The 11112-nt window shown below is 36.9% G+C and carries 10 protein-coding genes; 9 read left to right on the top strand and 1 reads right to left on the bottom strand.

The genetic code is table 11. The features are described 5' to 3' along the window. Window positions 1-222: 222 nt before the first annotated feature. The 4 genes from EPJ90_RS06330 (at window position 223) to EPJ90_RS06315 (ending at window position 5233) form a co-directional block, all read left to right on the top strand. The gene (locus tag EPJ90_RS06330; RefSeq protein ID WP_161636354.1) at window positions 223-1314 is read left to right on the top strand and encodes a BMP family lipoprotein; all 1092 of its coding nucleotides are present in this window, start codon (window positions 223-225) and stop codon (window positions 1312-1314) included. A 337-nt stretch (window positions 1315-1651) separates the two neighbouring features. After that, window positions 1652-3187, top strand: a complete 1536-nt coding sequence (locus EPJ90_RS06325) for an ABC transporter ATP-binding protein (protein ID WP_200542826.1) — start codon at window positions 1652-1654, stop codon at window positions 3185-3187. Next, window positions 3174-4280 (top strand): ABC transporter permease, encoded by a 1107-nt coding sequence (locus EPJ90_RS06320; RefSeq protein WP_125164393.1) that lies wholly within the window; start codon window positions 3174-3176, stop codon window positions 4278-4280. Before EPJ90_RS06325 ends, EPJ90_RS06320 begins: the two co-directional genes overlap by 14 nt. Next, complete coding sequence (locus EPJ90_RS06315; RefSeq protein WP_125164394.1) at window positions 4280-5233, top strand: ABC transporter permease; 954 nt, start codon at window positions 4280-4282, stop codon at window positions 5231-5233. The genes EPJ90_RS06320 and EPJ90_RS06315 overlap by 1 nt, the downstream gene beginning before the upstream one ends. A gap of 102 nt (window positions 5234-5335) precedes the next feature. On the opposite strand, the gene EPJ90_RS06310 is transcribed toward EPJ90_RS06315, so the two are convergent. Then, the gene (locus EPJ90_RS06310; RefSeq protein WP_161636356.1) at window positions 5336-6784 is read right to left on the bottom strand and encodes a nicotinate phosphoribosyltransferase; all 1449 of its coding nucleotides are present in this window, start codon (window positions 6782-6784) and stop codon (window positions 5336-5338) included. A gap of 77 nt (window positions 6785-6861) precedes the next feature. Here EPJ90_RS06310 and EPJ90_RS06305 point away from each other — a divergent pair, with 77 nt between their 5' ends. The 5 genes from EPJ90_RS06305 to EPJ90_RS06285 all read left to right on the top strand — a co-directional run bounded on the left by EPJ90_RS06305 (window position 6862) and on the right by EPJ90_RS06285 (window position 11111). Continuing rightward, window positions 6862-8088: a M16 family metallopeptidase gene (locus tag EPJ90_RS06305; RefSeq protein WP_161636357.1), complete on the top strand. Its 1227-nt coding sequence runs from the start codon at window positions 6862-6864 to the stop codon at window positions 8086-8088. Beyond that, entirely contained in the window at window positions 8075-9331 is a 1257-nt protein-coding gene (yfmH, locus tag EPJ90_RS06300) for an EF-P 5-aminopentanol modification-associated protein YfmH (RefSeq protein ID WP_161636358.1), read from the top strand. The genes EPJ90_RS06305 and yfmH overlap by 14 nt, the downstream gene beginning before the upstream one ends. A 121-nt stretch (window positions 9332-9452) precedes the next feature. Next, window positions 9453-9758, top strand: a complete 306-nt coding sequence (locus EPJ90_RS06295; RefSeq protein WP_125164397.1) for a single-stranded DNA-binding protein — start codon at window positions 9453-9455, stop codon at window positions 9756-9758. 31 nt (window positions 9759-9789) lie between these two features. Next, complete coding sequence (gene thyA / locus EPJ90_RS06290; RefSeq protein ID WP_200542825.1) at window positions 9790-10659, top strand: thymidylate synthase; 870 nt, start codon at window positions 9790-9792, stop codon at window positions 10657-10659. Further along, complete coding sequence (locus EPJ90_RS06285; protein WP_125164399.1) at window positions 10659-11111, top strand: dihydrofolate reductase; 453 nt, start codon at window positions 10659-10661, stop codon at window positions 11109-11111. The genes thyA and EPJ90_RS06285 overlap by 1 nt, the downstream gene beginning before the upstream one ends. Window position 11112 lies beyond the last annotated feature (1 nt).

Below are 11112 nucleotides of genomic sequence, written 5' to 3'. Positions count from 1 at the left end.
TGGTCTTTCATTTTTTTATCTAATTGTTTATACTTCATATGGGAGCTCCTTTTAGTCGGGTGGGCTCCTTTTATTATACAAAAACAACCGCACCTTGGGTGGTGCGGTTGAGATTTGAATTTAGGAACGGCTAATTAGCCGTTTTCTTTTGCATAAGTGGAAAAAGAAGTGTTTGAATCAACGTCCTTCACTTGATAAAGTAAAAGTGCAGGGGGGATGATTATGAAATCTAAATGGTTTATTATGCTTTTAAGTTTTGTGCTGCTTGGTGGATGTTCGACACAATCATCGCAGGAGCAAACAAAATCTGAAGTCGCACTGATTACAGATATCGGAACGATTGATGACCACTCATTTAATCAAGAGTCGTGGGAAGGGATTATCGATTTTTGTAAGGATCACAATGTCTCGTATAAGTATTACCGTCCTGAGAATAAAGATGATATTGCATTCTATAACGAAATTCAAAAAGCGATTGAAGAAGGGGGCGCAAAAGTTGTTGTATTACCAGGATTCTATTTTGAATCGACCGCAGCAAAAATTCAAGATGACTTCCCTAATGTCAAGTTCATATTGATCGATGCACTTCCAAAGGCCAATGAGGCCGGTGAGGTTGTGATTCGCGACAATCTTGTTCCCGTACTTTTTAGAGAAGAACAAGCAGCATATCTTGCAGGCTTTGTCACCGCACTTGAAGGATATACTAACGTAGGGTTTGTTGGCGGCGCAAAAATTCCAGCTGTAGAACGCTATGGAATGGGATTTGTGAAAGGTTTACAAGATGGTGCAAAAAGTAAGGATAAAGTTATTCATTTAAAGTATAAGTATTCAGGAACATTTGAACCATCCACGGAGATACAAATGTTAGGATCGAGTTGGTATAATGAGGGAACAGAAATTATTTTTGCCTCTGCAGGTGGTGCAGGACAATCAATTATTAAGGCAGCAGAAGATGCTGACAAGCGATTTATTGGGGTTGATGTGGACCAGTCATATATGAGCGATAAGGTTGCGTTTTCTGCAACAAAAGGGATTCGAAAAACGGTTAAAAATCTTCTCGAGGCAAACTATAAACAAGAATTTCCGGGTGGAAAACGTTTAATCGTAGATCTCTTGCATGATGGTGTTGGTCTCGCTTATAAAGAAGATCGATTGAAAGAAATCAATAAAAACCAGGTTGATACGCTTATTGAAAATACGATGCAATTGATCCAGTCCAAAGAACTGATTATCCAAACGGAACATGATGAAAGCGGGGCTATTTTTTCAGATGAAAGTCAATTTTCAAATTTACAAATCGAATACTATCGCTGAGCATGAAGCTCAGCGATTCGTATGTATCCCATTATTGAAAGCGCTTGCTAAACTGTGTTGAAAATGCTAAAATTTAGGTGAACATCAATCATATTCTACCAAGGGGATCATTGAAGTTAGAACCCATCACAAAGGGTTAATTACCACACAAATGATACAATCTATGCGCTTCAATTGAGTAAAATATGATGGTTTAAAGTAAAAAAATAATATGGGGATGATGCTTATGAAAAATCGACAATCAAATATCAAGTCTGCTTGATATTTTTATTATTTAAATTTTACTGTTTTATAGGTCTTTTTTTGTGTATGATATGTTTAAGGAGTGTAAGGGAATATGAAAAATATTGTTGAAATGAATCATATCACCAAGACGTTTCCAGGCATTAGAGCCAATGATGACGTCACAATTTCACTTCGTGAAGGGGAAATTCTAGCGCTACTGGGTGAGAATGGCGCTGGTAAGTCAACGTTGATGTCTGTGTTGTTTGGAATGTATCAACCAGATTCAGGGGAGATTGTCATTCGTGACAAAGTAACCCAAATCAATAACCCTCATGAGGCTACCTACCATAAAATTGGAATGGTACATCAGCATTTTAAATTAGTAGATAACTTTACGGTTACAGAAAATATTATTTTAGGCGTTGAAACCGTTGAGCGCGGCATGGTCCGTCTTGCGGAAGCTCGAAAAGACATCATTGAGTTAAGTAATCGATACAATTTAAATGTTGATCCGGATGCGAAAATATCTGATATATCTGTTGGAATGCAACAACGTGTTGAAATTTTAAAATTACTTTACCGTGAGAGTGATGTCATGATTTTCGATGAACCAACGGCTGTTTTGACACCTCAAGAGATTCAAGAGTTAATGGCAATTATGAAACAACTTCGATCGGAAGGCAAATCAATTATTTTTATTACGCATAAATTAAATGAGATTAAAGAAGTTGCCGATCGTGTGTCAGTTTTACGTAAAGGAAAATTTATTGGGACTGTTAATGTTAAAGATGTGACCGTCGATGAAATGTCCGAAATGATGGTTGGTCGAAAAATAGATTTAAATATTGATATGAAACCACAAGAACGTGGTGAAGTTGTTTTAGAAGTTACAAATATTAATGTGGCTTCATCCCATGGAAATCATGATGCTGTAAAAGCTGCTTCTTTTGCATTGCATGAGGGTGAAATTGTAAGTATTGCAGGGATTGAAGGGAATGGGCAACATGAGTTGGTTTATGCAATTGCAGGGATGCTACCCATAACTCAAGGAGAGATTGTGCTCAAAGGGGAAAGTATTGAAGATAAATCGATACGATACCGAAATACACATGGTATCTCGCATATCCCTGAGGACCGTCACAAAGATGGCTTAGTCCTTGATTATAAATTAGATTATAATCTCGTCTTAAAACAATATTTTACAGATCGATTCCAAAAAAACGGGATGCTCCGATTTGATAAAATTGAAACATACGCTCGTAAAATGATTGAGAAATTTGATATTCGTAGCTCAAAAGGACCAAGTTCTGTTGTGCGCAGTATGTCGGGTGGAAATCAACAGAAAGCAATTCTTGCCCGTGAAATTGATATGGGTTCTGAGGTTCTGATGGCAGTTCAACCAACGCGAGGTTTGGATGTAGGAGCAATTGAATATATTCATAATCAGCTTGTGGCTCAACGTGATGCTGGAAAGTCAGTGCTTTTAGTATCTTATGAGTTATCTGAAATTATGAACATTAGTGACCGGATCCTCGTAATGTATAACGGAGAGTTTGTAGGTGAATTTAAGCCGGAAGATATTACGCAACAAGAACTGGGCTTATATATGGCTGGAGCAAAGCGGGGTACTCTAAATGGCAAAAACTAGTTTAATTGGAAAAAAAATTAAAGATTTTTTCGCAAATGAAGGCAATCATGCAGTAATTGCATCTTTTCTTGCAATCATCATTGGTTTGTTTGTTGGATTTTTAGTGATCCTTTTGACAACGCCACAATATTCACTCAGTGCATTTTGGATTATTCTTAAAGGTGGTTTCCATCATAATTTACGCGGTATGGGTAACGTTCTATTCCGTGCTGCGCCGATTATTCTAACGGGATTATCCGTCGGATTTGCATTTAAAACGGGTCTCTTTAATATCGGAGCCTCCGGACAATTCACGGTTGGTGCCTTTACTGCCGTATATATTGGTGTGAACTGGACATGGATGCCTGCTGGAACTGGTTGGATTGTCGGATTAATTGGTGGAGCACTTGCAGGAGCGCTATGGGGTGCGATTGTTGGTGTTTTAAAGGCTTATCGAAATGTGAATGAAGTTATTGCTTCGATTATGCTGAACTATATAGGAATGTACGCAGTAAATTATCTAATTACTAATACGGCATTTGATTCCGTTCATTCAAGAACCTTACCGCCTGTCAATGCATATTTACCGGTACTTGGTTTGAATAAAATTTTTCCAAGATCATCAGTAAATATTGGTATTGTTATTGCGATTGTTATGGCAATTCTAATCTACATTGTTTTAGAAAAAACGAAATTCGGATTTGAACTCAAGGCAGTAGGGTATAATCGCCATGCAAGTCGTTACGCAGGAATTAATGAAAAAAAATCAATTATTCTCTCGATGACAATTGCTGGAGCGCTTGCTGGCCTTGGAGGTGCAGTAATGTATCTTGCAAATGTTGGAAAATACATGGATGTCCTCAATGTTCTTTTAACAGAAGGTTTTGATGGTATTTCCGTCGCATTACTTGCACAAAGCAATCCGATTGGTATTATTCTTTCGGGTCTATTCATCGCACATATTACGTATGGTGGTAATAATCTTCAATTATTCGGTCTTGAACCTGAAATTATTTCTGTTATCACCGCAACAATTATTTATGTGAGCGCACTAACAATACTTCTTAAGGGATTTATTGCGAAAGTGACTAAAAATTCCGGAGGTGATAACTGATGAACACACTCGCATTTATTGTTCAACAGATGTTGTATGTTGCGATTCCATTATTGGTTGTTTCACTTGGAGGACTTTTCTCTGAACGTGGTGGAATTGTCAATATCGCTTTAGAAGGGATTATGGTTTTTGGTACCTTCTTTGGAGTTATCACTCTCTTTTTCCTTCAAAATCATATGTCAGGTCAATTGCTGTATATTGTTGCAATGTTAGCATCCATCCTTGCAGGACTTGCGATGGGAGCAGTTCATGCCTTCGCGGCAATTAATATGAATGCAGACCAAACCATTAGTGGGACTGCGATTAATATGTTTGCTCCGGCATTCACGGTATATATTGCGCGACTTTTATATTCTGTAAAAGAAATTCCTTTTAGAAATGAGTTCCTCATTCGAAAAGTACCATTCTTATCAGAAATCCCAATCGTTGGAAAACTGTTTTTTACAAACGCGTATATTTCTACCTATATTGGTATTGCAATACTTTTTATCGCAACTTTTGTTATCTATAAAACACGCTTTGGATTACGTTTACGATCTGCTGGAGAAAATCCTCATGCACTTGATGCTGCAGGTGGAAATGTAAAACGAATTCGCTGGGCGGGTGTTCTTATTTCTGGAGCATTGGCTGGTCTTGGTGGACTTATTATCACAGTTCCAATCAGTACTTCATTTACGGGAACAGCCAATGGATATGGGTTCCTTGCATTAGCAATTCTTATTTTCGGACAATGGAGACCGAAGACGATCTTCTTCTCATCGCTATTTTTCGCACTTGCGCTAACGCTTTCAAATGTTTATTCGGGAATACCGTTCTTGAATGGGCTTGGAATTCCTGATCAAGTATTTAAAATGTTGCCATATATTGCGACTTTAGTCGTACTTGTATTCACATCTAAGAAATCTGCCGCACCTAAAGCTGCGGGTCAACCTTATGATGCAGGGAAACGTTAAATTAGAATATTAAAAGAAAAAAGGTATGATTTTCTAGGAGAGAATCATACCTTTTTATGTGGAAATGTATTTTAAAACAGAAAACATTGAATTCCATAGAGTCTATTTATTTTCGCTAATATTGTGAAGAAGTTCTAATTTTAGGTCATAGAGTTTTTGCGACAAATCAACGTAGTAGCGGTGAGGGTAGTGAAGACGTTTAACCTCATCCCAAATTGTTTCCAATTCTTTTTGCGAATATAGAGCGATTTCTTCAAGATTGGGTAGTTCATAAACACATTTACCATTTTGATAAATGGGAACTTGTAATTCTCTGACTTGATAATCGGTAAGTGTTTTTTTCTTCCAAGGCGCTGATGGATCAAAGATTGTAATCGTATCTGTTGGAATAATCTCATCTGCAAGTGCAATGTAATCTGCAAGTGCCTTGTTTGTATGATTATCATAAAAACGATAGAGACGTTTATAACTTGGGTTTGTAATTTTTTCGATGTTTTCGCTGACTTTAATTTTAGGTGTCAGGGTTCCATCTGAATGTTCTTGGGCAACTAACTTGTAGACGCCTCCCAAGACTGGCTCAGATTTAGAAGTTATCAAATTTTCGCCAACACCAAATGAATCAATTTGTGCACCTTGGTAAATGAGGTCGTCGATGAGATATTCATCAAGAGAGTTTGAAGCCATAATCTTACAATCTTCAAGTCCTGCCTCATCAAGCATTTTGCGCGCTTCCTTGGATAGGTAGGCGAGGTCACCGGAGTCGAGTCGAATGGCTTTAAGGCGGTATCCATTTGGAATTAGATATTCATGTGCAACACGTATTGCGTTAGGGATACCGGATCCTAATGTATCATAGGTATCAACTAGAAAAATTGCATTATCTGGATTAATTTCCGCAAAAGACATAAACGCTTCAAATTCAGAATCATGAAGTTGAATATACGAGTGTGCCATAGTTCCAGAAACATTGGCTCCGTATTGATAACCAGCAAGCGTGTGCGATGTCCCGATACATCCAGCGATGATTGCAGCACGTGCTCCATCGACCGAAGAATCATAACCATGTGCACGACGTGCGCCAAATTCAAGGACAGCACGTCCTCGGGCTGCATTTACAATGCGACTCGCTTTAGTTGTCACTAAAGTAGAATAGTTGATGGATAACAAGAGCAGTGTTTCGATAAGCTGTGCTTCGATCACGGTACCCCGCACCGTTACAAGGGGTTCATTTTGGAAGACTACAGTTCCATCTTCCACTGCCCAAATATCGAGATTTAATTCTAAGTTTAATAAATAATCAAGAAATTTCGGATCTGTAAAGCCTTGTTCATAAAGATAATCAATATGATCCTGTGTAAATTTAAAATTATTAATTGTTTCGATAAGTTTGCTTAAGCCATTGAAAATGAGATAGCCCCCTTGGTTTGGTATTTTACGGGTAAACATATCAAAATAAACAATTTCTTCATGTCGGTTTTGTTTGAAATATGTATAAGCCATCGTAAATTCATATAAGTCAGTCAAAAAGACTGCATCATTAGGTTTTATCATTCTGTCACCGTTCTTTCTATTTACATCATATTGATGTACAATGCTATTATATTGTATCATTTTTTGGAGGATGTATCATGAATGAAGAATTAATATTAAAAAATGGCATAAAGGTTTATCAAATTAATGAAGAAAAGTTTCATGAAGTGTATCTTTCGTTAAAAATTGTATTTAAGCTTGAATCACGAACAAATACGATTGCTAATTTATTAACACGTATGATGGGAGACCGATTGATAGAAAACCCTACAAAAACATCACTGGCACAGCGACACGATATGTTGTACGGGGCGAAGACCAGTGCTCTAACGTATACCCTTGGCACGTATCAAGTTATTGACCTTGGAATTAAAATGATTCATGAGCGATTCACAAATGAATCGTTGCTTGATCAACAAATTAAGTTGCTTAAGGATATGTATCTGTATCCACTTCTTTCTGAACAAACCCTTGAAGAGGCTAAGAAAAATTTACGTATTAGTCACATGCACATCAAAGAAAATGCATCCCAAAATGCTTTGGTTAAGAGTTTTAAGTATGCGGGCGAGGGGCAATTATTTGGATTAAGTGCTTTTGGTGATTTAGAAGATTTGGACACCATTACCTTAGCAGAAATTCAAAATTTCCATACACGTTGCATTCAAGAATTTAATAAACAAATCTATCTAGTTGGAGGTATTGATCGTGAGTGTAATTTCGATGCATTTACAGTAGGTCATTCAATGCCCATAAATGAAGCGTTATTAAAAACCAAAATTACAAACGCGTATCTTGAGGAACGTTATAAAGGAAGTCAAAGTGAGCTGGTATGTGTTTATGAAACAAGCATCACACCTTATGACGATTTATATTATGCATATTTGGTATTTATCGCATATTTAGGTCAACTTCCAACATCACTTTTATTTCAAAATATTCGCGAGAAACATAGCTTATGTTATTCAATCTATGCATCGCGTCAAGTCTATGATGGAATTTTCTATATTGCGACAGGCGTAAGTGATAAAAATGTTGAGAAAGCAATATCATTGATTGACGAGCAATTTGACTTGATTCGTGAGGAGCCTTTAGATCTTAAAGCAGCGATTAATTACTTAGATCTTTCATTGGAAGGCAATACAGAACGAATTAAGAGTATTGCAGATCATACCTTTAGAAACAATATGTTAGAGGTGAATGAATCCATTGAATCAATGCAAGAAAAAATTCGTGCTGTAACAGAAGCGGATGTGAAAGCCGTACTAGAAAAAATTACAAAACCGTTTATCTTTGCGTATCGAGGTGAAACTAATGAAAACAATTAAGAACGATTTTAACGAAAAAGTGTATACATTTACGACACCTAGTGGCTTGAGCGTTACTGTAGTGCATCGACCCGGATTTAAGCGGTCCAGCGCAGTTTACGGAACGCCATTTGGTGCATTAAATCTCAAACAGAGTTTGAACGGAACTGTTGTTGAGCACAAGTCAGGGGTTGCACACTTCTTAGAACATAAACTTTTTGAAGATGAGAGCAAAGACATTTTGAGTCAGTTTGCGGAACTTGGTGCAAGCGGTAATGCTTTTACTTCTTATGAACAAACGATGTATTATTTTGGGCATAACGGTGATTTAGAAGCGCCATTACGCTTGTTGATTCAATTTGTGAGTAAGTTTAGTGTAAGTGAAGCCAGTGTTGAAAAAGAGAAGGGTATTATCATCGAAGAGATTAAAATGTATGAACAGATGCCGGATATGCGTTTATTAAACGAAACGTATGTAAATCTATTTCACCACTATCCCTTTATCTATGACATTGCGGGAACAGAACAAAGTGTGACAGAAACGACACGTGCTGATTTACTTAGAGCATTTGAAATGAATTATTCAGATCATCGTATGGCATTGACGATTGTAACGCCTATGGATCCACAAAAGGTGGCGGACATTGTACTTGAAGAAACTGAATGTCATCTTGCATCCGAGGAAGAAGTGGTTGATTTTTTTGATGAAGAACCGTATAGTGTAGCGATTAAAGAGCGCGAAATTCAGGGAGATGTTGAAGTTCCTAAGATGACTTATTCCTTTAAGTTTCCATATAACCGGAATCATAAGCTTAAAGATGAATTTTTAATTCGTATGTTATTGGAAATGAACTTTTCGGAAATGATTCCAGACTATCAGGTTTGGCTTGATGAAGGTATTGTTTCGAACTCATATGGTTATGATGTTGATATTCGTGAGTCCTTTGGAGTCATCTATTTTGTGAATGAAGGCCATAAACACGAAGCGTTTAAAGCGATTATCAAAGAACGCATGGCTCATATTAAACATGATGAAGCGTTATTTAATCAGTTAAAGAAGCGTTATTATGGTGAAATGATTATGTCATTAAGTAAAACTGATGAGCTCGCCATTACGTTGGGCCGAGCACACTTCGATGGGATTTCGTATTTTGAATATTTAGAAATGATTCGAGACTTATCCTATGATGCACTCGTAGAAATTGTGGGTGTGATTTTAGACAGTGACGATACGTTTTTACGAATGATTCATACAAATAACTAAGTTAGATTCTCAAGAATCTAACTTTTTTGTTGTATTTACAAAAAAATATTTAGGATATTTATAATTTGAAGTAAATTTATATTTGTGGGCAATTCCACACAAAAAATAAAAGGAGGATACTATGAATTTTGTCCAATTGGTTGGTCACATAGAAACTATGCCTGTGCCAATAGAAGATCACTCAAATGAGAGTTATGCATTGATGCACGTTAGTGTTACTTCAAATTTTAGAACTCCGACAGGGATTTTTAGAAAGGATACCTTCCCAATTCTACTTTGGCGGGGTGCAAGTGAGACGACGACAAACTCTTGTAAACCGGGGAGTTTAATCTCTGTAAAAGGTCGATTGGAAATTAATGATGATCAATTCATCTTAATTGCAGAACATCTTGAGTTCTTGTACCCGAAAGAGTACCCAAGAGAGTGATTTTTTTGTATAATAGAAAGTAGGTGATAAAATGAAAAATTATTTGGAAATGTGTCAATTTGTATTAGACCACGGTTCACTACGAGAAGATCGTACGGGAACGGGTACAAAGGGTGTTTTTGGCTATCAGATGCGTTTTGATTTAAGCAAGGGATTTCCCTTGCTTACTACTAAAAAAGTTCATTTTCCATCGTTAGCGAAAGAGCTACTGTGGTTTGTGAGTGGCGACACCAATATTAAATGGCTTGTCGAGAATAAAGTCCGAATTTGGAATGAATGGCCTTACGAACTTTATAAAAAATCTGAAGATTACAAGGGTGAATCGATGGATGAATTTATTCAACACATTCTTGAAGATGATGTATTTGCGCAAAAACATGGGGAATTAGGACCCGTTTACGGCAAGCAATGGCGTGATTTTGGGGGCGTTGACCAATTAAATAATGTCATTGAAACAATAAAAACAAATCCATACTCACGTCGTATTATTATGAGTGCTTGGAATCCTACGGAGGTTGATCAAATGGCATTGCCACCGTGTCACGCATTTATGCAGTTTTATGTAAGCAATGACCAAAAATTATCATTGCAACTTTATCAGCGCAGTGCGGATGTGTTTTTAGGTGTTCCATTTAATATTGCTTCATATGCGTTGTTGTTACATATGATTGCTAAAGTGTGTGATTTGGAGGTAGGAGAGTTCGTTCATACCTTTGGAGATTTACATATCTATAACGATCACTATGATGCAGTTCAATTGCAACTAGCACGTGAACCAAAATCTTTACCACAACTGGTTATCCATGGAAACCAAGAGAAAATTACGGATTTCAAGTTTGAAGATTTTGAAGTGGTTGGCTATGATCCACATCCACTAATTAAAGCTAAGGTGAGTGTGTGATGATAAAAATCATTGTTGCAATGAACCAACATCGTACGATTGGCTTGAATGGCTCAATGCCGTGGCATAATAAAGAGGATCTCCAACATTTTCGCAAAACAACTTTAAATCAAAAAGTGATTATGGGGCGAAAAACGTTTGAAGGTCTTCCAAAGAAACTCGATAATCGAGAAATATATGTTGTAACACGTAACACTTTGATTGAAAATGCAATTCCAGATCTTAGGGCATTTTTAATTCAACATCAAAATTCCAAAGAAACTATTTTTATCGCAGGTGGCGGCGAAATTTATGCTCAAAGTTTACCTTTTGCTCACGAATTAATCATTTCGTATATACCAAATGATGTGATTGGTGATACATTTTTTCCAGATTTTTCTGATTTAGAATTCAAGATCAAGAATCAGGTTGAATATAGTACTTTTAAACAAGTTACTTACGAGAGGATATAAT

The organism is Erysipelothrix sp. strain 2 (EsS2-7-Brazil), from assembly GCF_016617655.1.
GTDB classification, from domain to species: Bacteria; Bacillota_I; Bacilli_A; order Erysipelotrichales; family Erysipelotrichaceae; genus Erysipelothrix; species Erysipelothrix piscisicarius.
This window is presented reverse-complemented; position numbering and strand designations above follow the sequence as displayed.

Bases quoted from the DNA above. Each gene is read 5' to 3' on its own strand.
- EPJ90_RS06330 (WP_161636354.1), top strand. From the start codon at position 223: ATGAAATCTAAATGGTTTATTATGCTTTTAAGTTTTGTGCTGCTTGGT.
- EPJ90_RS06325 (WP_200542826.1), top strand. From the start codon at position 1,652: ATGAAAAATATTGTTGAAATGAATCATATCACCAAGACGTTTCCAGGC.
- EPJ90_RS06320 (WP_125164393.1), top strand. From the start codon at position 3,174: ATGGCAAAAACTAGTTTAATTGGAAAAAAAATTAAAGATTTTTTCGCA.
- EPJ90_RS06315 (WP_125164394.1), top strand. From the start codon at position 4,280: ATGAACACACTCGCATTTATTGTTCAACAGATGTTGTATGTTGCGATT.
- EPJ90_RS06310 (WP_161636356.1), bottom strand. From the start codon at position 6,784: ATGATAAAACCTAATGATGCAGTCTTTTTGACTGACTTATATGAATTT.
- EPJ90_RS06305 (WP_161636357.1), top strand. From the start codon at position 6,862: ATGAATGAAGAATTAATATTAAAAAATGGCATAAAGGTTTATCAAATT.
- yfmH (WP_161636358.1), top strand. From the start codon at position 8,075: ATGAAAACAATTAAGAACGATTTTAACGAAAAAGTGTATACATTTACG.
- EPJ90_RS06295 (WP_125164397.1), top strand. From the start codon at position 9,453: ATGAATTTTGTCCAATTGGTTGGTCACATAGAAACTATGCCTGTGCCA.
- thyA (WP_200542825.1), top strand. From the start codon at position 9,790: ATGAAAAATTATTTGGAAATGTGTCAATTTGTATTAGACCACGGTTCA.
- EPJ90_RS06285 (WP_125164399.1), top strand. From the start codon at position 10,659: ATGATAAAAATCATTGTTGCAATGAACCAACATCGTACGATTGGCTTG.